Origin of the sequence: Rhodococcus sp. SJ-3 (assembly GCF_051918125.1) — a bacterium.
Classification (GTDB): Bacteria; Actinomycetota; Actinomycetes; order Mycobacteriales; family Mycobacteriaceae; genus Rhodococcus.
Map to the genome: position 1 here is coordinate 2,264,594 of NZ_CM123306.1, position 24,884 is coordinate 2,289,477.

Annotated in this window: 29 protein-coding genes; 16 read left to right on the forward strand and 13 right to left on the reverse strand. The window is 65.4% G+C overall.

What is annotated here, in order from left to right; translation table 11 throughout:
• Positions 1-501: 501 nt before the first annotated feature.
• Positions 502-924 carry a DUF5318 family protein gene (locus ACTDXD_RS10400; RefSeq protein WP_169689003.1) on the reverse strand — a complete coding sequence of 141 codons (423 nt, stop codon included), beginning with the start codon at positions 922-924 and terminating at the stop codon, positions 502-504.
• Between the two features lie 96 nt (positions 925-1,020).
• On the opposite strand from ACTDXD_RS10400, the gene ACTDXD_RS10405 reads away from it, so the two are divergent.
• The 3 genes from ACTDXD_RS10405 to ACTDXD_RS10415 all read left to right on the forward strand — a co-directional run bounded on the left by ACTDXD_RS10405 (position 1,021) and on the right by ACTDXD_RS10415 (position 3,078).
• Positions 1,021-1,254: a DUF1707 SHOCT-like domain-containing protein gene (locus ACTDXD_RS10405; protein ID WP_440126955.1), complete on the forward strand. Its 234-nt coding sequence runs from the start codon at positions 1,021-1,023 to the stop codon at positions 1,252-1,254.
• Between the two features lie 170 nt (positions 1,255-1,424).
• Positions 1,425-1,985 carry a PadR family transcriptional regulator gene (locus ACTDXD_RS10410; RefSeq protein WP_440127607.1) on the forward strand — a complete coding sequence of 187 codons (561 nt, stop codon included), beginning with the start codon at positions 1,425-1,427 and terminating at the stop codon, positions 1,983-1,985.
• Complete coding sequence (locus tag ACTDXD_RS10415) at positions 1,978-3,078, forward strand: inositol-3-phosphate synthase (RefSeq protein ID WP_440126956.1); 1,101 nt, start codon at positions 1,978-1,980, stop codon at positions 3,076-3,078. The genes ACTDXD_RS10410 and ACTDXD_RS10415 overlap by 8 nt, the downstream gene beginning before the upstream one ends.
• A 74-nt stretch (positions 3,079-3,152) precedes the next feature.
• On the opposite strand, the gene ACTDXD_RS10420 is transcribed toward ACTDXD_RS10415, so the two are convergent.
• From ACTDXD_RS10420 to ACTDXD_RS10430, 3 genes are read right to left on the reverse strand one after another with little or no spacing between them, the layout of a single operon-like run.
• The gene (locus ACTDXD_RS10420) at positions 3,153-3,911 is read right to left on the reverse strand and encodes an SDR family oxidoreductase (RefSeq protein WP_440126957.1); all 759 of its coding nucleotides are present in this window, start codon (positions 3,909-3,911) and stop codon (positions 3,153-3,155) included.
• Entirely contained in the window at positions 3,908-4,981 is a 1,074-nt protein-coding gene (locus ACTDXD_RS10425) for a phosphotransferase family protein (RefSeq protein WP_440126958.1), read from the reverse strand. The genes ACTDXD_RS10420 and ACTDXD_RS10425 overlap by 4 nt, the downstream gene beginning before the upstream one ends.
• Before the next feature lie 15 nt (positions 4,982-4,996).
• Entirely contained in the window at positions 4,997-6,223 is a 1,227-nt protein-coding gene (locus tag ACTDXD_RS10430) for an acyl-CoA dehydrogenase family protein (RefSeq protein WP_440126959.1), read from the reverse strand.
• Between the two features lie 45 nt (positions 6,224-6,268).
• Here ACTDXD_RS10430 and ACTDXD_RS10435 point away from each other — a divergent pair, with 45 nt between their 5' ends.
• Complete coding sequence (locus tag ACTDXD_RS10435; protein WP_440126960.1) at positions 6,269-6,892, forward strand: TetR/AcrR family transcriptional regulator; 624 nt, start codon at positions 6,269-6,271, stop codon at positions 6,890-6,892.
• Here ACTDXD_RS10435 and ACTDXD_RS10440 read toward each other — a convergent pair.
• The 9 genes from ACTDXD_RS10440 to ACTDXD_RS10480 form a co-directional block, all read right to left on the reverse strand.
• Positions 6,867-9,068 carry a transglycosylase domain-containing protein gene (locus ACTDXD_RS10440; RefSeq protein ID WP_440126961.1) on the reverse strand — a complete coding sequence of 734 codons (2,202 nt, stop codon included), beginning with the start codon at positions 9,066-9,068 and terminating at the stop codon, positions 6,867-6,869. The two genes, ACTDXD_RS10435 and ACTDXD_RS10440, sit on opposite strands and share 26 nt — an antisense overlap.
• A 59-nt stretch (positions 9,069-9,127) precedes the next feature.
• Positions 9,128-9,328: a hypothetical protein gene (locus ACTDXD_RS10445; RefSeq protein WP_440126962.1), complete on the reverse strand. Its 201-nt coding sequence runs from the start codon at positions 9,326-9,328 to the stop codon at positions 9,128-9,130.
• Positions 9,325-10,146, reverse strand: a complete 822-nt coding sequence (locus tag ACTDXD_RS10450) for a carbohydrate ABC transporter permease (RefSeq protein ID WP_330135462.1) — start codon at positions 10,144-10,146, stop codon at positions 9,325-9,327. The genes ACTDXD_RS10445 and ACTDXD_RS10450 overlap by 4 nt, the downstream gene beginning before the upstream one ends.
• Before the next feature lie 77 nt (positions 10,147-10,223).
• On the reverse strand, positions 10,224-11,303 hold the full coding sequence (locus ACTDXD_RS10455; protein ID WP_440126963.1) for a carbohydrate ABC transporter permease: 1,080 nt from the start codon (positions 11,301-11,303) through the stop codon (positions 10,224-10,226).
• Positions 11,304-11,320: 17 nt separating this feature from the next.
• Positions 11,321-12,604: an extracellular solute-binding protein gene (locus ACTDXD_RS10460; protein WP_440126964.1), complete on the reverse strand. Its 1,284-nt coding sequence runs from the start codon at positions 12,602-12,604 to the stop codon at positions 11,321-11,323.
• A 167-nt stretch (positions 12,605-12,771) separates the two neighbouring features.
• Entirely contained in the window at positions 12,772-13,845 is a 1,074-nt protein-coding gene (locus ACTDXD_RS10465; RefSeq protein ID WP_440126965.1) for an ABC transporter ATP-binding protein, read from the reverse strand.
• A 44-nt stretch (positions 13,846-13,889) separates the two neighbouring features.
• Entirely contained in the window at positions 13,890-15,338 is a 1,449-nt protein-coding gene (locus ACTDXD_RS10470; protein ID WP_440126966.1) for an alanine/glycine:cation symporter family protein, read from the reverse strand.
• Positions 15,339-15,394: 56 nt separating this feature from the next.
• Positions 15,395-17,428 carry an FAD-dependent oxidoreductase gene (locus ACTDXD_RS10475; protein ID WP_440126967.1) on the reverse strand — a complete coding sequence of 678 codons (2,034 nt, stop codon included), beginning with the start codon at positions 17,426-17,428 and terminating at the stop codon, positions 15,395-15,397.
• Entirely contained in the window at positions 17,425-17,979 is a 555-nt protein-coding gene (locus tag ACTDXD_RS10480) for a PadR family transcriptional regulator (RefSeq protein WP_440126968.1), read from the reverse strand. The genes ACTDXD_RS10475 and ACTDXD_RS10480 overlap by 4 nt, the downstream gene beginning before the upstream one ends.
• Before the next feature lie 85 nt (positions 17,980-18,064).
• Between ACTDXD_RS10480 and ACTDXD_RS10485 the strand changes: the two genes are divergently transcribed.
• From ACTDXD_RS10485 to ACTDXD_RS10540, 12 genes are all read left to right on the forward strand, one after another.
• Positions 18,065-18,871, forward strand: coding sequence for a DUF2786 domain-containing protein (locus ACTDXD_RS10485; protein ID WP_440126969.1), 807 nt, complete (start codon positions 18,065-18,067; stop codon positions 18,869-18,871).
• Positions 18,868-19,380, forward strand: a complete 513-nt coding sequence (locus tag ACTDXD_RS10490) for a TIGR04338 family metallohydrolase (protein ID WP_440126970.1) — start codon at positions 18,868-18,870, stop codon at positions 19,378-19,380. Before ACTDXD_RS10485 ends, ACTDXD_RS10490 begins: the two co-directional genes overlap by 4 nt.
• Before the next feature lie 268 nt (positions 19,381-19,648).
• Entirely contained in the window at positions 19,649-20,296 is a 648-nt protein-coding gene (locus tag ACTDXD_RS10495) for a hypothetical protein (RefSeq protein ID WP_440126971.1), read from the forward strand.
• 6 nt (positions 20,297-20,302) lie between these two features.
• A complete protein-coding gene (locus tag ACTDXD_RS10500) occupies positions 20,303-21,430 on the forward strand; it encodes an SRPBCC family protein (protein WP_440126972.1) in 1,128 nt (375 codons plus the stop codon).
• Positions 21,427-21,837 carry a gas vesicle protein GvpJ gene (gene gvpJ / locus ACTDXD_RS10505; protein WP_440126973.1) on the forward strand — a complete coding sequence of 137 codons (411 nt, stop codon included), beginning with the start codon at positions 21,427-21,429 and terminating at the stop codon, positions 21,835-21,837. Before ACTDXD_RS10500 ends, gvpJ begins: the two co-directional genes overlap by 4 nt.
• A complete protein-coding gene (locus ACTDXD_RS10510) occupies positions 21,838-22,638 on the forward strand; it encodes a GvpL/GvpF family gas vesicle protein (protein ID WP_440126974.1) in 801 nt (266 codons plus the stop codon).
• A gap of 2 nt (positions 22,639-22,640) precedes the next feature.
• Positions 22,641-22,895, forward strand: coding sequence for a gas vesicle protein GvpG (locus ACTDXD_RS10515; RefSeq protein ID WP_440126975.1), 255 nt, complete (start codon positions 22,641-22,643; stop codon positions 22,893-22,895).
• A gap of 4 nt (positions 22,896-22,899) precedes the next feature.
• Positions 22,900-23,196, forward strand: coding sequence for a gas vesicle protein GvpO (gvpO, locus tag ACTDXD_RS10520; protein WP_440126976.1), 297 nt, complete (start codon positions 22,900-22,902; stop codon positions 23,194-23,196).
• A complete protein-coding gene (locus tag ACTDXD_RS10525; RefSeq protein ID WP_440126977.1) occupies positions 23,193-23,588 on the forward strand; it encodes a gas vesicle protein in 396 nt (131 codons plus the stop codon). The genes gvpO and ACTDXD_RS10525 overlap by 4 nt, the downstream gene beginning before the upstream one ends.
• Positions 23,581-24,369 (forward strand): GvpL/GvpF family gas vesicle protein, encoded by a 789-nt coding sequence (locus tag ACTDXD_RS10530; protein WP_440126978.1) that lies wholly within the window; start codon positions 23,581-23,583, stop codon positions 24,367-24,369. The genes ACTDXD_RS10525 and ACTDXD_RS10530 overlap by 8 nt, the downstream gene beginning before the upstream one ends.
• Positions 24,366-24,596: a gas vesicle protein gene (locus tag ACTDXD_RS10535; protein ID WP_440126979.1), complete on the forward strand. Its 231-nt coding sequence runs from the start codon at positions 24,366-24,368 to the stop codon at positions 24,594-24,596. The genes ACTDXD_RS10530 and ACTDXD_RS10535 overlap by 4 nt, the downstream gene beginning before the upstream one ends.
• Entirely contained in the window at positions 24,589-24,882 is a 294-nt protein-coding gene (locus tag ACTDXD_RS10540; RefSeq protein WP_440126980.1) for a gas vesicle protein K, read from the forward strand. The genes ACTDXD_RS10535 and ACTDXD_RS10540 overlap by 8 nt, the downstream gene beginning before the upstream one ends.
• The last annotated feature ends 2 nt before the right edge of the window (positions 24,883-24,884 follow it).

Genomic DNA, 24,884 nt, shown 5'->3' on the forward strand with positions numbered 1-24,884 from the left:
GACAGGACCCGTGCCCGGGCGCATCGGCTGCCCCGGCCCCTGGGGCGGAAGTCGCCGTCCCTGCTGGGGCGGCGGCCCCCCGCGGCCGGGCAGCGGACCCTGCGGTCCTTGCTGCTGCGGGGGCAGCCCGCCACGACCGGGCGGTTGCTGCTGCGGACGCCCCTGAGGGGGGAGCGGCGGCCGTGGACCTGGACCCGGAGGTTGCCCCGACCCCTGCTGACGCGGCGGAGGCGGCAGCGGACGCCCCGGAGCGGATGCGCCATCCGGTGTCGGCCGCTGCGGCGGGATACCGCCGGGACCGTTCGGCTGGGGCGGAACCGCCCGGTTGTCCTCGGGTTCGTTGTCGGTGGAACTCACGTACGTTTCTCCAAATGTCGGCGCGACGCGTTACGCCCGATCCTCGAATCCGTCCTCGGACAGGGGGTCGACGACTCGGTCGTTCGGTCTTGTGCAGCTGTGTACACCGTCGGGCACGTCGATGTCACGTCGTCCGGCGACCGTTCACTCGCTCGCGGTGCGTCGATTTGCACCCGTCGATCGACGACGGGGCCGCTTCGGCGCGGGTTGCGCACCGAGAACGTACGACTGCACCAAGTGGTTCCAGCTGCAGGTTCGGCAAACTTCGACCACGTGGACGGAGAATTCCTCCTGGCTGGAGGCCAGGCGGGTCAACTCTTCAGGCGTGCGCGCGGAACCGGAAACCGCTCCGAGCTTGTCGCCGAAGACCCACGAAACGATGGTCAACTGCTCCCTACGGCAGATAGGGCACACGACCTCACTGCCCGTGCCGTGGAACTTTGCAGCTCGCAGGAGGTAAGGGCTTGCATCGCAAACCTCGGCCACGCCGCGTCTCCCCGAGTAGACCTCGGCGAGCAGCGACCGCCGCTGCAACGCGTAGTCCACCACCTGCCGCTGAGTTTGCACGGGATCCAGAGTACGTGCGGCCCAAGTGCAAGTGGGCGCGGAGTGTGCCCGGTCCTGTGCACGGCAGACCCATTCCGGACGAACTACGCTTCTGCCGTGGTTCGTCGACAATCGCCGCAGACCCGAGTACGCGAGGGCGATCGTGCTCTCGCGCGCACCCGTCTCGACGCCGCCTACGCCGACGGGCAGCTCACAGCGGAACAGTGGCGCGACCTCGTCGCACGCGCCGCAACAGCGACAACACTGCCGGAACTCGCCGGCCTCGTTCGCGACCTGCAACCGCCGGCCGAATCCGAGGGCGGCGGGACCGGAATTCCACCTGGGGCCTGATTGCCCCGATGATCGCCGGTGTGGCGGTCGTCGCTGTCGTTGCCGTTCTGTGGAGTGCACTTCCCTCACCGGCCAGGTTCGGGACAGGCGTATGGTTCTATATATCGGTGCGATATAGTTTTGCATCGCATCAGTCGGTCAGGTTCGAACGGACGTAGGAGGTGGCCCACTTGCTAGAGCTGGCAATCCTCGGGCTGCTTCTCGAATCGCCTATGCACGGTTACGAGCTCCGCAAGCGATTGACCGGACTCCTGGGCGCCTTCCGCGCCTTCTCGTACGGGTCGCTGTATCCGACATTGCGGCGGATGCAGGCCGACGGCCTCATTGCCGAGGAGGATGCCGGAGTCCCCGGGCCGGTGAAGCGGCGCGCTCGTCGCGTCTACCAGCTGACCCCGGTAGGGCGAGAACGGTTCACCGAACTGGTGGCCGACACTGGTCCCCAGAACTACACCGATGACGGATTCGGCGTTCACCTCGCTTTTTTCAGCCGGACACCCGCGGAAGCGCGGATGCGGATTCTGGAAGGCAGGCGACGCCAGGTCGAGGAGCGCCGGGAAGGCCTCCGCGACGCCATCGGGCGGGCGAGCGGCACCTTGGATCGCTACACCCGTCAGCTACACCAACTCGGCCTCGAGTCCAGCGAACGTGAAGTCCGCTGGCTCAACGAACTCATCGCCGCCGAGCAGTCGTCAGCAGCAAGCAGAAAAGAAGGAGAACCCGACCATGGGTGAGAACAGCACCTCGGTGCGCGTGGCCATTGTGGGCGTGGGGAACTGTGCCTCGTCTCTGGTTCAGGGCGTCGAGTACTACAAGGACGCCGACGCCGATATGACCGTCCCCGGTCTGATGCACGTCGAGTTCGGTCGGTATCACGTGCGCGACGTCAAGTTCGTCGCCGCATTCGACGTCGATGCCAAGAAGGTCGGGTTCGATCTCTCCGAGGCGATCAACGCCAGCGAGAACAACACCATCAAGATCACGGACGTGCCGCCGACGGGCATCTCCGTCCAGCGCGGCCACACGCTCGACGGCATCGGCAAGTACTACGCCGAGACAATCGAGCTGTCCGACGCCGAGCCCGTCGACGTCGTCCAGGCACTCAAGGACGCCGAGGTCGACGTTCTCGTGTCGTACCTGCCCGTCGGGTCCGACGAGGCCGACAAGTTCTACGCCCAGTGCTGCATCGACGCCGGTGTGGCATTCGTCAACGCTCTGCCTGTGTTCATCGCCTCCGACCCGGTGTGGGCCAAGAAGTTCACCGACGCCGGTGTCCCGATCGTCGGAGACGACATCAAGTCGCAGGTCGGCGCTACCATCACCCACCGCGTGATGGCGAAGCTGTTCGAGGATCGCGGTGTCGTCCTCGACCGCACCTACCAGCTCAACGTCGGCGGCAACATGGACTTCAAGAACATGCTCGAGCGTGAGCGTCTCGAATCCAAGAAGGTCTCCAAGACCCAGGCCGTCACGTCGAACCTCAACGGCCCGCTGGCCGGCAAGGTCCACGACCGCGACGTCCACATCGGCCCGTCCGACTACGTTCAGTGGCTCGACGACCGCAAGTGGGCATACGTCCGCCTCGAGGGCCGCGCCTTCGGCGACGCCCCCCTGAACCTCGAGTACAAGCTCGAGGTGTGGGACTCGCCGAACTCCGCAGGCATCATCATCGACGCGATCCGCGCTGCGAAGATCGCCAAGGACCGCGGTCTCGGTGGCCCGATCCTCCCGGCATCCGCCTACCTGATGAAGTCCCCGCCGGTCCAGATGGCCGACGACAAGGCTCGTACCGAGCTCGAGGCCTTCATCATCGGCGCCGAGGACTGATCCTCCTTCATGACCGAATGTCACCTTCGTACACTTCAACTGTATGAAGGTGACATTCGGTCATTTCGGGGCGGTTATGCCATGCGCCGTACCACCGACAACGGCAACAGCTTCATTGCGTAGGCGAGCGGGATCCACGGCCATCCGGGCACGTACGCCTTGGCCGGCTCTTTCTCGATCGCCGCAGCCAATGCACGACAACCGGTTTCGGTGTCGACGATGAACGGGACCTTCTTCACCTTCTCGTTGATCTCCGACCGGATGTAGCCGGGAAAGATGGTGCTGACGTCGATTCCGGTGCCCGCCAGGTCCGATCGCATCCCCTCCCCGAGGGCCGCGACCGCTGCTTTCGACGCACCGTAGGTCGTCATGTTGCGCGGCATCCCGCGCAGTGCGCTCATCGACGAGATCAGGACGACGTGCCCCGCATTGCGCGGGCGCATGAGCTCGAGCGCTGCCTCGCTCTGGGCGAGTGCACCGAGAAAATTGGTCTGAGCAGTTTGCACGTTCGCACGGAAGTAGCCCGTGCCCAACGGCTGTCCTTTGCCCAGGCCTGCATTGACGATCACCCGGTCGAGACCGCCGAGTTCCTCGTCGAACTCCCGGAAGACGGTGAAGACGTCGTCGTGCCGGTTGACGTCCAGCGCCCGCACCGCGACAGTGATATGCGGATGCTCGGCGAGCAGTTCCGACCGCAGTGCGTCGAGGCGATCCACCCTGCGAGCGGCGAGTGCGAGATTGCGTCCCCGCGCGGCGAATTCGCGGGCCATTCCCGCACCGAGTCCGGAGCTTGCTCCGGTGATGAGGATGTTGCGTCGCTGTGGCCGGCTCATCGGCCCTCCTTCTCGAGTTGGTCGATGAGTTCGTTGCACCGGGAGTCGAGGTAACCGACGACCACCCAGAAGTCCTTGAACGCAGGGTTGGTGGTGTGCCCGTGGTGGTAGCGGTAGTAGATCTGCTGGGCGATCACGGCGAGCCGGAACAGGCCGAAGACTTCGTAGAATCGCCAGTTGTCCACCGGCAGTCCGGATTTCTCGGAGTAATACTCGACGATCTCACGGCGGGTGAGCATGCCGGGCAGATCCGACGGCTGCCGCTTGGTGGCAAGCATCATCGGGTCGTCGTCGGCCTGCACCCAGTACGCGAGCGACGACCCCAAGTCCATGAGCGGGTCGCCGATCGTCGCCAGTTCCCAGTCGAGCACCGCGACCGGCCGCAGCGGATCGTCCGCATCGAGCACCACATTGTCGAGCCGGAAATCTCCGTGCACGACCGTCGACGCGACGTCGGCGGGCTGTGTCTCGTCGAGCCAGCGGGTGACGCGCGCGAAATCAGGGACGTTGTCGGTCCGGACCTTCTCGTAGCGCTCGGTCCAGCCCGCAACCTGTCGCGCGACGTATCCGGTGCCGCGGCTGAATTCGTTCAGCCCGGAGGTCTGGGGGTCGACGCCGTGCAGTTCGACGAGCAGGTCGACGATCCGCAGGCACAGGGCACGGGTGTGTTCCGGCGTCAGGTCGAGGGTGGTCGGCGGATCGGTCCGCAGGATCGTGCCGGGCACGCGTTCCATGACGTAGAAGTCGCTGCCGAGCACGCTATGGTCGGTGCACATACCGACCATGGCCGGCACGTGCGGGTAGACCGGTGCGAGCAGCGATTGGATGCGGTACTCGCGCGCCATGTCGTGTCCGGACGACGGCTTCGCCCCGGCGGGCGGACGACGCAGCACGAGATCTCGATCCGGATAGCGCAGCAGGTAGGTCAGATTGGACGCGCCACCCGCGAATTGACGTACCTCCGGAATTCCCGGGATGCCTGCGTGTTCGTCGAGCCATGCCGCAACGGACCGGACGTCGAACGCGTCCTCGTCGCGGACCACTCGCGCGTTGTCAGGAAGTTCAGTCACTCCTGTATCCCCATCTCAGTTGTATTTGCCGAGTTCGAATCGTGCGACGAGGCCAAGATGCACCTCGTCGGGGCCGTCCGCGAGACGCAGTGCCCGCGCTGCCGTCCAGGCGCCGGCGAGCGGGAAATCGTCGGACAGCCCTGCGCCACCGTGGATCTGGATCGCGAAATCGATGATCTGTTGCGCGACCCGCGGCGCGGCGACCTTGATCTCGGAAACCGCGGATCGGGCACCCGCCAGACCCTGCGTGTCGAGCAGCCATGCGGCGTGCAGAACGAGCAGCCGGAGCTGGTTGATGGCGATGCGGGCGTCGGCGATGCGTTCGCGGTTGCCGCCGAGGTCGACGATCGGTTTGCCGAAGGCCGTCCGGTCGAGCCCGCGGCGGCACGCGAGTTCGAGTGTGCGCTCGGCGAGCCCGACCAGACGCATGCAGTGATGGATGCGCCCCGGGCCGAGACGGCCCTGGGCGATCTCGAAACCGCGGCCAGGACCGGCGATCACCGCATCCAGGGGCAGCCGGACGTCGGTGAACGACACCTCGCCGTGCCCACCGGGTTCGTCGAAGTATCCCATCGCCGGGAGCATGCGCTCGATCGTCACCCCGGGTGTGTCGATCGGAACGAGGACCATCGAATGCTGCTGGTATTTGTGCGCGTTCGGGTCGGTCAGGCCCATGAAGATGAGTACCCGGCAGTCGGGGTGCCCGATACCTGTGCTCCACCATTTTCGCCCGTTCAAGACCACCTCGTCGCCGTCGACGACGGCGGTCGCGGCCATGTTGGTGGCATCCGACGAGGCGACGTCGGGTTCGGTCATGCAGAACGCCGACCGGATCTCACCGTCGAGCAGGGGTCGCAGCCACCGACCCTTGTGGTCGGCGCTGCCGTAGTGGTAGAGCACCTCCATGTTCCCGGTGTCGGGCGCATCGCAGTTGAACACGGCCGACGCGAACATCGACCGGCCCATCTCCTCGGCGAGCGGGGCGTACTCGACATTGGACAGGCCCGCGCCCAGGTCCGGATCAGGGAGGAAGAGATTCCACAGCCCGGCCTCACGGGCCTTGCGCTGCAGTTCTCGGAACTCCGGCGAGACGGACCAGCTGCCGGTGACCTCGCGACGCTGGGCGAGCGCCTCGCTCCGCACGGCACGGAGATGCCGTTCGACAGGTTCGACCTCGGTGACGATGAAGCTGCGCAGCCGCTCGCGATAGTCGAGGCTCCGCGCGGACTGTCCGAAATCCATGAAGGCTCCGTCCTCAATTGAGCAATGCTCAGTTAGGCTAGCGGGGTGAGTACTCCCCGACAAGCCCCGGACGTCAGACGCCGGCTGCCACCCGAAGAGCGTCGACGCCAGCTCGTCGCGGTGGGCCTTCAGGAGTTGTCGAACCGCCCGATCCACGCGCTGTCGATCGACCGCGTCGCCGAGATCGCCGGTATCTCACGCGGCCTGCTCTTCCGGTATTTCCCCACGAAGCAGGACTTCTACGTGGCGGTCGTGGGCGCCGCGTCCCGCCGTATGCTGCGCGCGGCCACACCGGACCCGGACGACCCCGACCCGCTCCGGGCGTGCCTGAACGCATTCGTCTCGTTCGTCGACCGCCACAGCGACAACTATCAGGCGTTCTTCCACGGCGGATTCGGCGCCGACCCGCAAATCCGCGAGATCTACGACGAGGTCAGGAGCACGATGGTCGGGCGAATCCTGACCGCCACGGGAACAGCACCGAATCCGCTCACCACCATGAGACTGCGCGGATGGTGGTCGATGGTCGAATCACTTGCGGTCGACCGCACCGCCGCCCCGGACACCTCGGTCGACGATGTGGTCGACTACAGCATCACCGTGCTGCGGGCCGTCGTTCTCGACGACCCCGCAGCCCGCGACGTCACATCCCCGGGATCTGGATCGTGACGCCTGGGAAGACCTCGATCTGCGGCGGTAACTGAACCTCCGGAGGGATCTCGACCGGCGGCGCCGGGATCGTGATCGGCGGCAGGTCGCTCAGACCGGGGAGTTCGAACCCGGGTACCGGACGCCCGGTGGTCGTCGGGGTGCTGATGCCCGCGTCGGCGGGCACTCCCGCCTGTCCACCGATCGGGTCGGGCCACGGGAAGCTCTCCACATCGGTGCCCGCGAGCGCGGTGTCCATCGTGTCCTTCCAGATGTCGGAAGGCAGGCTGGAGCCGTAGATGGAGCCACCCCACAGATTGGTGATCGGTCCTGCGTCGGCGGTGCCGATCCACACGGCGGTCGACAGCGACGGGGTGTACCCGACCATCCACGCGTCCTTGTTCATGCCTGTGTCACCGAGCTGGGTGGTGCCGGTCTTCGCAGCCGACGGCCGCCCTCCGGCAAGCGCGTGGCCACGCGAGTACGCCGCGACGGGCAGCAGCGCTTGGCTGACGTTGTCGGCGACGGCCGGGTCGATGCGATCCTCGGCGGGGGACGCAGGCCGGTCGAGGAGCACCTCGCCGTCGGATGTGGTGACCTTCTGCACGAAATACGGCTGATGGAAGGTGCCCGACGCCGCGAGCGTGGCGTACGCCGACGCCATGTCGATCACGCGTGACTGATATTGGCCGAGCACGATGCCCCCTTCGGGGATGCCGTTGGCCTCGGTGAGCGAAGTACCCTCGACCCCGGGGATCTCCAGCGGGATACCGGCGTCGTGTGCCGCGTCGGCGATCTTCTGCGGACCGTTCTCCATGGACATCATCAGCCGGTAGAAGCTGGTGTTCAGCGATCGTTTCGTCGCCTCCGCGATAGTGCACTTGCCGCACGACTCGCCTTCGACATTGTTGATCTCGATGCTGCCGACGGTCAGCGGGGTGCTGTCGTAGCGCGCACCGAGGCCGATGCCCTCACGCAGAGCCGCGATCAGACCGAACACCTTGAACGACGAACCGGTCTGGAGCGGCGCCTGTGCATAGTCGTAACCTGCGCCTTCTTCGCCGCCGTAGTACGCGCGCACCGCGCCCGAGCGCGGGTCGACGGACACCACGGCAGTGCGCAGGTCCTCGGGTTCGCCCTCGAGGTTGCTCCGCGCCGCATCGATTGCCGCCTGCTGGGCCACCGGATCGATCGTGGTGACGATGCGCAGGCCCTCGGTGTTGAGCACCTGTTCGCTGATCCCCGCTGCAGAGAGCTCACGCAACACCTGGGAGCGGATCAGACCTTCGGGGCCGGGTGCCTCGTTGGCTCGCGCCAGCTGATCCGACGGCACGGTCTCCGGGAAGGCGGCTTCCGCGCGGGCGCCGGGATCGAGCACGCCCATGTCGACCATGCCGTCGAGGACGTAATTCCAGCGCGCCTCGATCGCAGGACGATTGAACTCGGGATCGAGCGACGACGGGGTCTGGATGACACCGGCGAGGACAGCACCCTCGGAAACCGTCAGATCGCCGACCGCCTTGCCGAAGTACGCCTGAGACGCCGCGGCTATGCCGTAGGCGCCGCGACCGAAGTAGATGGTGTTCAGGTACGCCTCGAGGATCTCGTCCTTCGACCATTCGCGGGCCATCTTCGAGGAGATGACCAGCTCCTTCATCTTGCGCGTGAGGGTGCGATCGGCGCCGACCAGCACGTTCTTGACGTACTGCTGGGTGATCGTGGAGCCGCCACCTGCGGTGTCCTTGCCCAGGACATTGTCGCGGGCCGCGCGAGCGAATCCGGAGATCGAGAAACCGGGATTGCTGTAGAAGTCGCGGTCCTCGGCCGAGAGCACCGCGTTGCGCACGTGCTCGGGTACCTCGTCGATGCCGACCTCGACGCGATTGCCCTCCGGAGGCACCACTCGGCTGATCTCGGTGGTGTCATCGGCAGCGTAGATGCGGGCGATCTGGTTGGTCGTCATGTCGGAGGGACGGGGCACCTCTGCCGAGACGTACGCGCCGGCGAATACTCCGATCGGCACGAGAACCAGCAGCGCAACCACCACGAGTACGACATACCGGACTATTCGCCACCGCCGTGACTTCGAACCAGCGGAAGCGCGTCCGCTGCTGGACGTCGACGGTTTCGGGGGACTCACACGTACCACTTTCTCCAGAATGGGACTCGGCAGATTCTTCCATCCTGCCGACAGCATGGTACGAAGTCACGCGCATAAGTGACGTACATAGCACTCTGCAGAATGTGTGCGCAGCACTACGACGAATCGGTACGACGCCACGCTCGGTATGTGAACCACCATGCGAGCGCGAATCCCGCCAGCACCAGCGACGGCACGATACCCGGCTCCGGCGACAACATTTCTGCGACCGCCCCCACCACCGCCATCACTGCGAAGACCGTGATGACACCGAGCAGCATCTCGAGTCGCTGACGGCGGGGGAGCCGAGGACTCACGACTTCACGCCACCCGCCGTCAGGCCCGAGATGATCCGGCGCTGGAAGATCAACACCATCACGACCAGCGGCACCATCACGAGGGTGCCGCCCGCCATGATCGACGCGTACGGCGTCACGTACGGGTCGGTGCCCGTGAACCGTGCCATGGCCACCGTCACCGGAGCTGTCCGTTCACTCGAGAGCTGCGACATGAGCAGGTACTCGTTCACCGTCGCGATGAACGCGAGGATCGCCGTGGTGAACAACGCGGGGGCCGCGAGCGGCAGCATGATCAGGCGGAACGCCTGCCCGCGGGTCGCGCCGTCCATACGCGCGGCCTCCTCGAGTTCCCACGGCAGTTCGGAGAAGAACGAGGTGAGGGTGTACACGGTCAGCGGCAGCACGAACGAGATGTTCGGGATGATCAGCGCCTGGTAGCTACCGATCCAACCGATGTCGGTGAACAACTGGAACAGCGGGGTCACGAGAGCGACGACCGGGAACATCGAGGCACCGAGAATGATGCCGGTGACGAAATACTTGCCCCGGAACTCGAAACGCGACAGCGCGTACGCGGTGAACACACCGATGAGCAGTGCGATCGCGGTGGTCGCCCCGGCGATGATGACGCTGTTCATCAGCGCGCGCGAGAAGTTGACCTTGGCGTCGGGGTCGAGTGCATCGGCGAAGTTCTGCAGGGTCGGATTCGTCGGCCACAGACTCGTGCTGAACGTCTCGGATGGATCGCGCAGCGCCGTGACGATCATCCAGTAGCACGGGGCGAGCCCCCAGACGATGATGAGTGCCACCCCGAGGTAGGTGCCGATGGTTCCCATCCGGAACCTGCCCGCACGTTTGGGACCGGGCGGCGGGCTCTCGTCGGCAGACGTCTCGGTGGCGGTGATCGTGCCGGTCATGCGACGTCTCCCTTACGCTGCTTCTCCTGGGTACTGACCGCATTGGCGCCGAGGAACCGCACCAGGATGAAGGCGACCGCGAAGATGATGAGGAATGTGATCGTCGACAACGCGGACGCCGAATTGGCGCCCTGGCGCATCTGGTCGACGACCAGCACGGAAATCGTCGAGGTCGCGGGGTTGGAGCCCATCATGATGGCGGGCAGGTCGTACATGCGCAGCGCATCCATCGTGCGGAACAGGATCGCCACCATGAGTGCGGGCTTGACGAGAGGCAACGTGATCTGAGTGAAGCGCTGCCAGGCATTCGCGCCGTCGACCTTCGCCGCCTCGTACACATCCGAGGGAATCATCTGCAGGCCCGCGAGGATGAGCAACGCCATGAACGGCGCGGTCTTCCACACATCGGCGACGATGATCGCGAAGCGGGCGGGCCAAGGATCGGCGGTCCACAGGATGTCGGTGCCGAGCATCTTGTTGGCGATGCCGTCGTTGGCGAAGATGAAGAACCACAGCTTGGCGGTCACCGCGGTGGGGATGGCCCACGGCACCAGAACCGACGCACGCAGCAGACCGCGGCCCCGGAACGACTTGGCCATCACGAGCGCCATCGCGAAACCGATCACCGTCTCGATCGACACCGTCACGACGGTGAAGAAGAAGGTGTTGAAGATCGACTGCCAGAACTGGGAACCGAGGGTTCCCGGCGGGCAGGGGATCGAACCGGTGGCAGTACCGCAGGTCTGGGTGATCCAGCGGGTGTAGTTCTCGATACCCGTGAACCCGCCCGTGACGAACCGGCCCGTCTCTGGGTCGAGCGTCTTGGCGTCGCCGTGCAACGACATCCAGACCGCTCTGCCGAGCGGGTACAGGATGATCACTGCGAGGACGATCATCGACGGCGCGATGAACATCCACACCGGCACCTTCCGCCGGGTCTTGGCCGGCGGAGCGGTCATCGGCGGCGGCGCGGGCGCGCGGTGCCGACCGGCCACACGTCCGCGGCCGGGACCATCGGTCCCGACCGCGGTGTCGTGTGGCGGATCCGCGGGCTTTCCGACCTGCGGTTCTGCCATCTACTGCTCCTAGTGGATCAGTTACCGGCGGTTTCGATGCCGGCCTGCGTGTCGTCCAGGGCCTGCTGGACGGGCTTCTCTCCCCGGATCGCAGCGTAGGCGTTGTCGGAGATCGCCTTCGACACGGCCGAGTAGTACGGCGACGACGGACGCGGCTTCGCGCTCTCGAGCGCTTCCTTCAGTGTCGAGAAGTACGGGTACTGCTCGAGGATCTCCGGGTCGTCGTACACCTCGGCGAGGACCGGTGCGCCGCCGACCTCGGCGTAGTACTCCTGCGACTGTCGGGTCTGCATGAACTCGAGGAAGTCGCGGGCTGTTGCCGGAGCATCCGTGAACGCGCTGATGCCGACGTTGTAGCCACCGAGGGTGGACACACCCGGGCCGTCGACCCCCGGGAGAACGGCGATGCCGTACTTACCGGCGACCGACGACTGCTCACCGTCGGTGTAGAAGCCGGGCCAGGTGCGCATGAACATGGCCTCGCCGTTGCCGAATGCGGTTTGCGACTCGCCCTCGGTGTAGGTCTGCGCGGCTGCCGGGATGGTGCCGTCCTCGAAGGAGTCGACGATGAACTGCAGGCCCTCGGCCGTCTTGTCGTCGATCGCGGGAGTGAGACCGTCCTCGGCGACGAAGCTGCCGCCGAAGGCGTTGACGATCTCGGTGACGTTGACCGTCAGACCCTCGTAGTTGCTGAACTGACCGATGTAGCAGGCGATACCCGCTTCCTCTGCCTTCGGGCACTCGGCCTTCAGGTCGTCCCACGTCGCGGGTGCCTGATCGACGAGGTCGGTGCGGTAGTACAGGAACGCACCGTTGGTGTTCTTCGGCGCCGCGTACAGCGTGCCGTTGTAGGTGCCCGATTCGACGGTTGCGGGCAGCAGCCCATCGGTGTCGATGGCGTTGTCGCCCTCGAGCGGAAGCAGCCAGCCGTTGGCGGCGAACTCGGCGGTGTTCGTGACGTCGACGGCGACGAGGTCGTACTCGTCGCTCTGCGCCTGCATGCGCTGCGCGATATCGGCGTACTGGTCGTTGGCCTCGCGCGCGAGCGGCTTGAAGGTGACCTGCTCGTCGGGGTTCTCGGCATTCCAGTCGGCGATGATGTTCTCGAGCGCCGCGTTCAAGGGGTCCTGGCCCTCGACGATGGTGATCGGACCGCGGCCCTCACCGGATGCGGCAGCGCCCGTGTCGGATGAGCCGGTGTCGCTGCCACCGTCGTCGGAACCACACGCCGTCAGAACCAGCAGCGCCGCCGAGGAGGCGGCGATGACGGCTCTGCGCATCGCCTTCTTGTTCAAAGCCATGTACATCTCCCGTGTGAGATCGGAAAAACAACTCGCCGGTGACCCCTGAGGCACCGGCACCGGCCACTACTGTGGCACGAGCCACCTCGAAAAGTCGGCATTCCGCCCGTCCTTGATCGGTTCTGTGTCGGCGACCCCGGTGGCCGAACGCGGCGGAACCGACCGATTCAGCCGATGCGACGACCGTCCGAGGTCTTGAACACATGCACGTGGTTGGGGTCGAACCGCAGGTGAACGCGGTCCCCCTTCTGCGGTGGAGTTCGCCAATCGCTACGAGCCACGATCTCCTGGCGGATCCCACCGATCGTGGCGTTGCCGTACACGTATGCGTCGGATCCCAGTTCCTCGAGGACGTCCACATCGACGGGGAGCCCGTCGGAGGCGATCTCGAGGTGTTCCGGCCGGATACCGATCGTCACCTCCGTCTCGGTCACCTGCCCGAGGATGTCGCGGGGCACCTGGACGTGGACGTCGCCCACCATGACTCCGCGTTCGACGACGGGGAGGGTGAACAGATTCATTGCGGGTGAGCCCATGAATCCGGCGACGAACACGTTTGCCGGCTGGTTGTAGAGCACACGCGGCGACGCGCACTGCTGGAGGATGCCCTTGTCCAGTACAGCGACACGGTCACCCATCGTCATGGCTTCCACCTGGTCGTGTGTGACGTAGACGGTGGTGGTGTTGAGCCTGCGCTGCAACTGGGCGATCTGGGTTCGGGTCTGGACGCGCAGTTTGGCGTCGAGGTTGGACAGCGGCTCGTCCATGAGGAACACCTGCGGTTCCCGCACGATCGCACGGCCCATGGCGACGCGCTGCCGCTGGCCGCCGGAGAGGGCCTTCGGTTTGCGGTCGAGGTACTGCTCGAGATCGAGCATCTTGGCGACCTCGGTGACCCGCTCACGGATCTGCGATTTCGGGGTCTTCGCGAGCTTGAGCGCGAATCCCATGTTCTCGGCCACCGACATGTGCGGGTACAGCGCATAGTTCTGGAACACCATCGCGATGTCGCGTTCCTTCGGATCCTGCGCGGTGACATCGTTGTCGCCGATGAGGATGCGCCCACTGTGCACCTGTTCGAGCCCCGCGAGCATCCGGAGCGATGTCGACTTACCGCATCCGGAGGGCCCGACCAGGACAAGGAACTCGCCGTCCTCGATCTCGAGATCCAGTGCATCGACCGCCGGTGTACTCGAGCCGGGAAACAGACACGTCGTCTTGTCGAAGGTCACCGAGGCCATCGCAGATCCTTTCCGAAGCGGACACGCTCGTGCGCTACCGGAATCTACCGTGCATCTTCACGGCCCACCGCCACCGGCGCGTCGTCGTCGCCCCACACCTGAATCCCACGGAGCCCCGGCACGTCGCCGCGGTGGAAGACCGGGTCACGTCCCTGCTTGCGTTGTGCGCTGTAGTTGTGGAACAACGCATACGCGACACCCGACAGCGGGACCAGCGCGATGAGGTTGACCGTCGCCATCACGCCCATCGCGAGGTCGGCGAGCGCCCACACGAGCGGGACCGAGCCGATCGCGCCGAGGAACACGCACACCACCACGGCCGAACGCAGATAGGGCAGGGCCTTCCGTGAACCGGTGAGGAACTCGATGTTCGATTCGCTGTAGTAGTAGTTGCCGATCACCGAGGTGAACGCGAGGAAGAAAATGAGGATCGCGAGGAAGTGCACGGTCCAGTCGCCGAGCTGCAACGCCAACGCATTCTGCGTCAACGCCGCGCCCTCGAGTCCCGAACCGAACTCCGGATCGGAGAGCAGGATGATGAATCCGGTGATCGAGCACACCAGCCACGTGTCGAAGTAGACGCCGAGGCTCTGCACGAGCCCCTGTTTGACCGGGTGCGACACCGATGCGGACGCACCGGCGTTCGGGGCCGACCCCATACCCGCCTCGTTCGAGAACAGGCCGCGCCGGATGCCGTACATGAACGCGGCACCGAACCCGCCTCCCGCGACCTCGCGGATGCCGAAGGCGTTCTCGAACACCAACCGGAACATCCCGGGGACCTCATCGATGTTGAGGACCACCACGATGATTCCGATGATCAGGTAGGCGATGGCCATGACCGGCACCACCACCTGCGACACACTCGAGATCCGCCGCACCCCACCGAAGATGACCAGAGCGACGAGGATCGCCACGCCAATGCCGATACCGACCTGCAGACCCGTCGTCTTCTCACCCACCGAGCTCGACACCGCGTCGACGATCGAATTGGTCTGCACGGCGTTGAACACGAATCCGTACGTGATCGTGATGATCACCGCGAAGATCATGCCCATCCACCGTTTACCGAGCCCGTATTGCATGTAGTAGGCCGGGCCGCCCCGGAACGCACCCTTGTCGCGCACCTTGTACAGCTGCGCGAGAGTCGACTCGACGAAAGCTGTGGAGGCACCGATCAGCGCCATCGCCCACATCCAGAACAGTGCGCCGGGTCCGCCGATACTGATTGCGATCGCGACGCCCGCGATGTTGCCCGTTCCCACCCGCGACGCTGCGGAAATGGAGAATGCCCGGAACGCCGAGATCCCTTTCTCCCCATCGGGGAGGTCCTCGGCCTTCTCCACGATGGACCGCAGCATGTCGGGAATCAGTCGTAGTTGGATGAACCGGGACCGGAACGAGTAATACAGTCCGGATCCGACGAGTAGCGCGATGACCGCGTACCAGTACCAGTCGTTGATGTCGGTGACGAATTCGACCGCGGTGTCCATTCCACCGATCTTCGCGGTCGAGGAACGGTTCCGCAGGATTTCGACCGGGAATCCCTTCAGATCCGGTCGGCGAGGCGGGTGCCCTGCTCGATCGCGCGCTTGGCGTCGAGCTCCGCTGCGACGTCGGCGCCGCCGATCACATGCGTCGTGATGCCGGCGAGAGTGAGCCCGTCCACGAGGTCACGTACCGATTCCTGCCCCGCGCACACGATGATGGTGTCGACGGCGAGCACCCGGCGCTCACTGCCGTCCTTGCCGAGACTGATATGCAGACCGTCGTCGCCGATCCGTTCGTAGCTCACGCCCGAGATCTCGTGGACACCCTTGTGTTTCAAGGCGGCCCGATGCACCCAGCCGCTGGTCTTGCCCAGCTTCGCTCCGATACGGCCGGGAGTGCGCTGCAGTAGATAGACCTCGCGAGGCGACGGCGCGGGCTGCGGGGTGGCCAACGCACCGGGCGCATCCTCGGCATCTGTGACACCCCACTCACGCTTCCACTCGGCGAGATCCGCCGCCGGGGAGGTGCCATGGGTGAGAAATTCGGAAACGTCCACGCCGATGCCGCCCGCGCCGATCACCGCGACCCGCTCACCGATCGGCGCACCGCCGCGCACGGCCTGCGCATAGGTCAGCACGCTGGGATGATCGATGCCGTCGATGGCCGGAACTCGCGGCGTGACACCGGTCGCGACGACAACCTCGTCGAATCCGTCGGTCAGATCGGCGACCGTTGCGCGCGTATTCAACCTGACGTCGACACCGGTGAGCTCGAGTTGCCGCGTGTAGTACCGCAAGGTTTCGGCGAACTCCTCCTTCCCCGGGATGAGCCGCGCGATACCGAATTGACCACCGATCTGCGCATCTGCTTCGAACAGGCTGACGCGATGCCCGCGGCGCGCGAGGTTGACCGCAGCCGACAGACCCGCGGGGCCTGCCCCGACGACCGCGACCGACTTGCTGCGACGCGTGGGCGAGAGCAGCAGTTCGGTCTCACGGCCCGCCCGCGGGTTGAGCAGGCACGAAACGTGCTTGTTCACGAAGGCGTGGTCGAGGCAGGCCTGATTGCAGGCGATACAGGTATTGATCTCGTCGGGTGTGCCTGCTGCGGCCTTCCGCACCCAGTCGGGATCGGCGAGCATGGGCCGCGCGAGCGACACGAGGTGGGCGCGACCGTCGGCGAGGATTTCCTCTGCGGTCTCGGGCATGTTGATGCGGTTGGACGCCGCGACCGGGATGCTCACGTGCTTTGCGAGCCTGGCCGTGAAGTCGACGAAGGCGGCGCGGGGCACAGAGGTGACGATCGTCGGTACCCGCGATTCGTGCCAGCCGATGTCGGTGTTCAGCAGGGTTGCACCTGCCGACTCGACTTCTTGTGCAAGAGAGACGATTTCGTCCCAGCTCTGGCCGCGGTCGACGAGATCCGCCATCGACAGCCGGAAGGAGATCACGAAGTCGGGACCGACCGCCTCGCGGACGCCGCGGACGATTTCCACCGCGAGGCGACGACGCTTTTCGGGGGTGCCACCCCACTCGTCGGTGCGCCGGTTGGTCCGCTCCGCGAGGAACTGGTTGATGAAATACCCTTCGCCACCCATGATTTCGACTCCGTCGTATCCCGCCTGTTGCGCAAGGCGGGCGCAGCGGACGAATGCGCGGATCTGCCTGCGCACACCCCACGAGGTGAGCCGCCGCGGCCGGAACGGGTTGATGGGCGCCTTGATCGACGAGGCGGACACACTCAGCGGCCAATAGCTGTATCGGCCCGCGTGCAGGATCTGCAGCACGATGCGGCCGCCCTCCGTATGCACCGCGTCGGTGATCGTGCGGTGCCGCCGCGCCTCGATCCGGTTGGTGAGCTTGGCTCCGAAAGGCAGCAGCCATCCGGTCCGAGTCGGTGCATAACCGCCGGTCACGATGAGCGAAACGCCACCGCGTGCGCGTTCTGCGAAGTAGGCCGCGAGCCGGCCGGTGTTCTTGGCGCGATCCTCGAGCCCGGTGTGCATCGAGCCCATGATCACACGATTGGGCAGGGTGATCGGCCCGAGATCGAGCGGCGACAGCAGGGTCGGGTAGGCGTCTGTTGTAGTCACGGTTGTTCCTGTTCCGAAGGGGGCGTGAGGGCGTCGAGCATGTCCTGGCACCAGTCGCGGAAACCCTCCTCGACGCGGATGCCACCGCGCAGCACCAGGTACTGGTGCAACGCCGGGCCGCTGAGGGAGGCCTGCGCCGGGAAGTCCCGTTTCTCGATGAGTCGATAGACGTCGAGGCGAGCGTCGTGAGCGTCGCGGTGGCGGGTGATCTCCGCAAGCAACTCGGGCAGGGTGCCGGGACGGGCGGCGCGGATCTTGACGGCCAGTTCGCTGCGCAGGTGGTCGGGTTCCGACGGCTGCGCGATCCAGCGGTCGAGTTCGGCGTGACCGGCTGCGGTCACCGTGTAGATCTTCTTGTCGGGGCGGCCGTCCTGCGGCACGGTCTCGCATGTGACCCACTCGCGTTCCTCCATCCGTCGCAGGACCCGGTAGATCTGCTGATGGGTCGCGCGGTGGAAGAAGCCGATGGATCTGTCGAAGCGACGAGCCAGCTCGTAGCCGGATCCGGCGCGCTCGTCGAGTGAGACGAGCAGCGCGTGTTCGAGTGCCATGGGGAGATTATGCAATCAGGTGCATATGCAATCAAGTGCAGTGCGTCGGCGGGCTGCTGTCGGCCCGACCCTCTACGCTCGACGGGTGAGTTCGGACAAGATGCTGACCCGCATCGGCGGTCTGCTGCGCCAGGCGGAGTCGACGGACAATCCACACGAGGCCGATACCTTCCTCGCCGCCGCCCAGCGGCTCGCGACATCCGCCTCGGTCGATCTCGCAGTGGCCCGCGCCCACACGACCGCCAGGCAGCGTCGTGCGGCGCCCGTCCAGCGACTCGTCACCATCGGGGAGGCCGGGAAGAAGGGCCTGCGGACGTATGCGCAGCTGTTCCTGGCGATCGCCGCGGCCAACGACGTGCAGTGCGACATCACCGCGACCTCCACGGTGATCTACGCGTACGGCTTCGCCGCCGACATCGACGTCTGTGAGGCCCTCTACTCGTCGCTGCTGGTGCAGATGGTGCGCGCCTCCGACGCCTACCTGCGCTCGGGCACCTACAAGGACGAGACGACGGTGCAGACGGTGATCGAACGTCGCGGAGGCCGACAGGTCCGCACAAAGGTGCGCAAACCCGTCGCGGGCGTCACCGCACGCCTGAACTTCCAGTCGGCGTTCGCCGCGCGAATCGGTGCGCGCCTCGCCGAAGCGAAACAGGACACCGAGCACGAAGCCGAGGAATCGACGCCCGGCACCGCCCTCGTCCTTCGCGGCAAGGAACTCGAGTTGCGCGATTTCTACCGCACGACTTCGCAGGCGCGAGGAAGCTGGCGGGGGAACCGTGTGGCGACGCGATCCACCGACGCGCAACGCGCGGGCGACCGCGCCGGGCGCACGGCGCGACTCGGCGGCTCACCCGAACTGCCACCTGCCGCGAGGAGGCTGGAATCGTGACCAAGGTGCGCGATACACAGAGAACGTCTGTGTACGAGGCAGAGTCGCTCGTCCGGCGCATGTTCGATCTCGCGGACGAGCGCGGTTTGCGCGCCGTCGAAGTGGCCGGGTCCCACGTCACCTTGCCGATCGAACGGCGTTTCGCATCGCTCGAGTCCGCGCAGCAGTACGTCGACAAGGTACTGGCACTCAATTGGGTGCGCGCGTACTGGCCTCGCGCCGCACTGCCCGTACGGGTCCGCGCCCGCTCGGGGAATACCGCCGCGCACTACGAAAGCGACTGCGCAACCATCGCACTGCCTGTGCATCGCGACAATCGAGCGTGGGCATTCCGCGAGCTCGTGGTGTTGCACGAGCTCGCACACCACCTCGATCCGCAGGATCCGGACGATCCGACCGAAGCGGCCCACGGACCCGCGTTCGTCGACCGGTTCCTGACACTGGTCGAGGGGGTCGTCGGCCCTGAGGCGGCGTTTGTACTGCGAGCCAGCGGCATCACCGGGAGATGACGAGAACTTGACCGGATCGGCACTCGGTCATTACCTTCGCCCTCCTTCCTGGAGTGGACGATCGCTCGAAAAACGTAGGTAAACATACCGATTGGTCCATTCGGTCCGGTGCATCCCCGCACTCCTTTTCTTGCGCATACGGGTGCGCAAATTTTCTCGAATTTGCCGTATTGTGGTGTGCATCACATTTTATGTCGGGCGTATTACGCAGTGATTCAGCGATAGCAGCTCACACCGCGGCGCGTCACACCCGCGAAGGAGAACAGTGATGAATCCAGGAGCACGAGTCGCTGTAGGTGTGGGGATCGGATACTTCCTCGGCCGCACGAAGAAGATGCGACTGGCCTTGATGCTCGCCGGCGCCGGCCTCACAGGCAAACTGCCCAGCAGTCCTCAGGAACTCCTACAGCGTGGAACCTCCATGCTCAGCTCGTCCCCTGAGATACACAAGATCACCGAATCCGTTCGCGGAGAACTGATGAGTGCAGCACGCGCGGCCGCCGTCACCGCAGCAAGCACCCGCATCGACGCCCTCAACGAACGACTGCAGGACCGAACTGCCAGACCTTCGGCCGATGAGGAACCCGAAGGGGACGACGATCGCGAGTACAGCGAAGACCACGACGACGACCGAGAGCACGATCAGGAGAACGACGACGTCGAGGAAGCCGACAGCGCCGAGGAAGACCCGGACGAATACATCGAAGACGACACGACAGAAGACGAAGAGCCCGAACCCGAACGTCCGGCCCCCCGCAAGCGCTCTACCCGCCCCCGTGCGACACGGAAGACCGCAGCGTCCCAGTCCTCCGAGTCGGACGACACCGAGAGTCCTCCTCGACGCCCCCGTGCACGCGCTGCGCGCTCCGAGTCGACCACATCCGGCCGCGCTCCGGTGCGCCGCACGAGAAGGTGAAGTCCGATGGCGAAGTCGTTGAAGGACGCGCCCACCGACGTGGCCGACGCAGTGGGCACAGCGGGGAAGACCGCAACGAAGGCAGCGGGACGGACGGGTCGCGCGGTAACCGGAACAGCGAAGAAGGCGGCATCAGCGGGCAAGAGCGTAGCGGACAGCCCGACCGCCCGGCTACAGGAGTCGCTACAGAACCTTGCCGGCACCGTCGCGGAGTCCGCCTTGTCCAAGGTGTCGGACCGCGTGATCGGCACCACCGGTCGGTTGCACGACTACGCGGAGGGACGCGGCGGCAACCTTGCGAGCGCCCTGACCGGCGTCGACAAACTCGCGCAGGGTGAATCGCCGATGAAAGCGGCCGCGAGTGCCGGGTTCGAAAGCCTCAAGCATGCCGCGAAGGACAAGTTCGAAGACGTCAAAGAGGCGGTCACCGGAGGTAAGGGCAAGGGAGGCGGCGGCAAGAAGATCAAGCTCACCAACATCGTCGAACACATCGACGTAGGGGTACCTCTCGAATTGGCATACGACCAGTGGACGCAGTTCGCCGACTGGCCCAAGTTCATGAAGAAGGTCGAGCAGGTCGAACAGAGCGAGGACGAGAAACTGCAGTGGACCGGAAAGGTGTTCTGGTCGCGACGGACCTGGGAATCGACGATTGTCGAGCAGATCCCGTTCGAGCGGATCGTGTGGCGTTCCAAGGGCGGAAAGGGTTACATCGACGGCGCGGTCACGTTCCACGAGCTGACCCCGGACCTCACCCGGATCATCATGGTTCTCGAGTATCACCCCCACGGCCTGTTCGAACGTACCGCGAATCTCTGGCGGGCCGTAGGACGGCGGGCACGATTGGAACTCAAGCACTTTCAACGGTTCGTGACGACCGAGGCCGTACTGCATCCCGATGACGTTGTCGGCTGGCACGGAGAAATACAGGACAGCGAGGTGGTCAAGGACGACGAGACCGCACGCCAGGAGGAAGAAGATACCGCCGGGGACGAGGACGTCGAATCCGACGAAACCGAACCGGAGGAAGACACAGCCGAGGAGAAGCAGCCTCGACGGAAGACACGCGAACGTGCACCACGACGCACACGCAGGCCTGCGGAGTCCGATGCGGACCGAGATGAGGAATCATGACGATCCAGCCCGCTGGTGGCGCCGGCGGTGGCGGTGGCGGCACTATGGCACGTCCGAACTCCTCGGGCCTCGCCGACGTCATCGACACGATTCTCGACAAGGGACTCGTCATCGACGCGTTCGTACGAGTCTCGCTGGTCGGTATCGAACTACTCACGATCGACGCCCGCGTGGTGGTGGCGAGTGTCGATACCTATCTGCGATTCGCGGAAGCGGTGAACCGGCTCGAGATCTCCGACAACGAACCGAAGGGATTACCGGATCTCGTCGGCGACATCACCGAAGGTGGAGCCAAACACAAGACGAAGGGGGCGCTCGAGGCCGCCGGGGAGAAAGTGAGCGACTTCCTCGGCGATGTGCAGCAACAACGACAGCCGGCATCTCGCGCGCGCAAGAGGGAGGACTAGATGTCCACCGAGCGGACCGAGCAAAGCACGGCTTCCGAAAATGATTCGGGAACTGCGTTCTACGTGTACGGCATCGTGCCGGCCGATGTGGAACCGGAGGGACACGCGACCGGTGTCGGCGACCCGCCCAGCGAGGTTTCGGTGGTACGTAGCGCAAAGGTGGCCGCTCTCGTGAGCGAGATCCCCACCGACCGCGCCCTCGGCACACCGGACGACCTGAAGGCGCACGCGGCCCTGCTCGACGGAACGGTTGCCGTCGCGCCTGTGCTTCCGCTCAGGTTCGGTGCGGTACTCACCGACCGCGATGCGGTGACCCGCGAACTACTCGAAGGCAACGCGGAGGAACTCGCCTCGGCGCTGGACCAGCTCGAGGGGCTCGCACAGTTCGTGATCAAGGGACGCTATTCCGAGAAGGCGATCCTGCAGGAGATCCTCGACGAGAATCCCGAAGCCGCGCAGCTACGCGAGCAGATTCGTGGGCAGCCCGAGGACGCCACCCGCGAGGCGCGCATGTCGCTGGGCGAAATCATCAACGGAGCAATCGAATCCAAACGTGCCGAGGACACCCGACGCACAGTCGAAGCACTCGATTCGCTCGAACCGATGGTCAACGAACGGCAGCCCGACCACGAGCAGACCGCGGTCCACATAGCCGTGCTCGTGGAACTCGGGAAACAGGAGGACCTCGAGCAGGCCCTTGCAGATCTCGCACGCGAGTGGGAGGGCCGCGTCGACACGACCCTCCTCGGGCCCATGGCAGCATACGACTTCGTGACGAAACCCGAAGCGCAGGAGCACTGACCATGGGACTCGTGACATCTCTGCTCACCCTGCCGCTCGCTCCGATCAAGGGCGTCTTGTGGCTCGGGGAGGTCATTCAGGAACAGGTCGAGCAGCAGATGCATGATCCGGCGAACATGCGACGCGAACTCGAACAGATCGAGCAGGCCTGGCAGGCGGGAGAACTCACACAACAGCAGATGGACGATGCGCAGCAGGAAGTCCTGAACCGGATGATGACGCCTGACGCATCCGCCGCGGACAGGAGGAGGGAGTGACGTCGTGGCGACCGACACCGGGCCCCCCGCAATCTCGGCAGCGCAGGCTGCCGCGGCAGCCCTCGCTCATCTCGAAGAATTGACATCGAAAGTGCCGCAGGGGGTCACCTCGGTCGAACCCACCGACGACGGCTGGGTCGTGGAGGTGGAAGTCGTCGAGGACCGACGTATTCCGTCGTCGGCCGACATGCTCGCATTGTACGAGGTGGAAATCGATCTGGACGGTGTCCTGTTGGCGTACCGGCGAACCCGACGCTACGGACGCGGAGCAGGAGACACCGGAACGAGGGCAGGCGCATGACCGTCGTGGGCGGGGGCGGTGGCATGTCTGCAAGGCCGTACGGTGGTGGCCACCAGTCCACCAACCTCGGTGACATCCTCGAACGCGTGCTCGACAAAGGTCTTGTCATCGCAGGCGACATCCAGGTCAACCTGCTCGACATCGAACTCCTCACCATCAAGCTCCGGCTGGTCATCGCGTCGCTCGAGACGGCGAAATCCGTCGGAATCGACTGGTGGGAAAGCGATCCATGGTTGAGCAGCAAGGCTCGCAATCGTGAGCTGGACTCTCCGAAACCGGACCTCGAGATCGAGAACCGGAAACTACGTGAACGAATTGCCGAACTGGAGTCGCGCCACGCACTACCCGAATCCCGCGAGCCGGAATCCATGGACGAGCGGAACCGTGACTGAGACAACCGGAGTGTGGATGTATGCCGTTGCCCCCGCGGGCTCACACACTCACGAGGGCGGAGACATGACCGGTGTCTCGGGGGAACCGGTGCGCACAGTCGAACACTCGGACCTGGCGGCCGTGGTGGGGACCGTCCCGCTGGCCCAGTTCGGGGAATCGGCGCTCGCCCGCAATCTGGAGGACATGGCGTGGCTCGAAGCAGTGGCGCGAGCCCACGACGCCGTGGTGTCGCGAGTGGCGCGCCACGGGGCCGTGGTGCCCTTGCGCCTGGCGACAGTGGCTCTCGACGACAGCCGGGTACGAGATCTTCTCGAACAGCATCGCGAGGAGTTCCGTTCTGCGCTGGTGCTCGTCGAAGGCCGGACCGAGTGGGGCGTGAAGGCGTTCGCCGACCGGAAGGTCCTGACCTCGACGATCGCCGAGGCGCGCACGGCCGGTGCCGAACCGGGCTCGGGCACCGCCTATCTCCTGCGCCGCCGCGCGCAGCTGGCCGCGCAGGAGACCCTCGAGAGGGAAGCTGCGGCGCGGACCGACGACATCCACGAGCAGCTCGTACGTGCGGCGGCCGCCGGTCGTCGACAACCCCCGACGGATCCGGCGCTCCGCGGCAACCATGAATGGATGGTGCTCAACGGCACCTATCTCGTCGACGACGACCGGACCGATGACTTCGCCGCAGTGGTACACGAACTCGACGCTCGCCACCAGGGGATCCGGCTCGAGCTCACCGGTCCGTGGCCACCGTATTCATTTGCAGGTGCCGAGAAGGTGTCGCCGTGAGATACGCCGATGGGTCGATCGACGAGGACCGCCGGATCGCTCTCATCGATCTGCTCGATCGTGTGCTGGCCGGTGGTGTAGTGATCTCCGGTGATGTCACGCTTTCGATTGCCGATGTCGATCTGGTTCAGATTTCGCTCCGCGCTCTGATCTCGTCGATCAGCACGGTGTCGGTGACGGGCATCGAACCGCCGGTGCCACGACACGCGGGGCAGACCCGTGGGTGAGGCCGCCCGGATTCCGGCCCGGATCGATGCAGATCCCGAATCGGTGGAACGGGGCCTGGTGACCCTTGTCCTCACGCTGGTCGAACTGCTCCGTCAGCTCATGGAACGGCAGGCGTTGCATCGGGTGGACGCCGGTGATCTCGACGACGAGCAGATCGAACGCATCGGAACGACGTTGATGCTCCTCGAGGACCGGATGACCGAACTGCGTGAGCATTTCGGGCTCACTCCCGAGGATCTGAACATCGATCTCGGCCCGCTGGGCACGCTGTTGCCGCGGGAGTGAGC

Coding starts and splice junctions, on each gene's coding strand:
- ACTDXD_RS10415 (WP_440126956.1), top strand. CDS start 1,978: ATGGGTGAGAACAGCACCTCGGTGCGCGTGGCCATTGTGGGCGTGGGG.
- ACTDXD_RS10420 (WP_440126957.1), bottom strand. CDS start 3,911: ATGAGCCGGCCACAGCGACGCAACATCCTCATCACCGGAGCAAGCTCC.
- ACTDXD_RS10430 (WP_440126959.1), bottom strand. CDS start 6,223: ATGGATTTCGGACAGTCCGCGCGGAGCCTCGACTATCGCGAGCGGCTG.
- ACTDXD_RS10440 (WP_440126961.1), bottom strand. CDS start 9,068: ATGCTGTCGGCAGGATGGAAGAATCTGCCGAGTCCCATTCTGGAGAAA.
- ACTDXD_RS10450 (WP_330135462.1), bottom strand. CDS start 10,146: ATGGGAACCATCGGCACCTACCTCGGGGTGGCACTCATCATCGTCTGG.
- ACTDXD_RS10455 (WP_440126963.1), bottom strand. CDS start 11,303: ATGGCAGAACCGCAGGTCGGAAAGCCCGCGGATCCGCCACACGACACC.
- ACTDXD_RS10460 (WP_440126964.1), bottom strand. CDS start 12,604: ATGGCTTTGAACAAGAAGGCGATGCGCAGAGCCGTCATCGCCGCCTCC.
- ACTDXD_RS10465 (WP_440126965.1), bottom strand. CDS start 13,845: ATGGCCTCGGTGACCTTCGACAAGACGACGTGTCTGTTTCCCGGCTCG.
- ACTDXD_RS10470 (WP_440126966.1), bottom strand. CDS start 15,338: ATGGACACCGCGGTCGAATTCGTCACCGACATCAACGACTGGTACTGG.
- ACTDXD_RS10480 (WP_440126968.1), bottom strand. CDS start 17,979: ATGGCACTCGAACACGCGCTGCTCGTCTCACTCGACGAGCGCGCCGGA.
- ACTDXD_RS10495 (WP_440126971.1), top strand. CDS start 19,649: ATGAATCCAGGAGCACGAGTCGCTGTAGGTGTGGGGATCGGATACTTC.
- ACTDXD_RS10500 (WP_440126972.1), top strand. CDS start 20,303: ATGGCGAAGTCGTTGAAGGACGCGCCCACCGACGTGGCCGACGCAGTG.
- gvpJ (WP_440126973.1), top strand. CDS start 21,427: ATGACGATCCAGCCCGCTGGTGGCGCCGGCGGTGGCGGTGGCGGCACT.
- ACTDXD_RS10510 (WP_440126974.1), top strand. CDS start 21,838: ATGTCCACCGAGCGGACCGAGCAAAGCACGGCTTCCGAAAATGATTCG.
- ACTDXD_RS10515 (WP_440126975.1), top strand. CDS start 22,641: ATGGGACTCGTGACATCTCTGCTCACCCTGCCGCTCGCTCCGATCAAG.
- ACTDXD_RS10525 (WP_440126977.1), top strand. CDS start 23,193: ATGACCGTCGTGGGCGGGGGCGGTGGCATGTCTGCAAGGCCGTACGGT.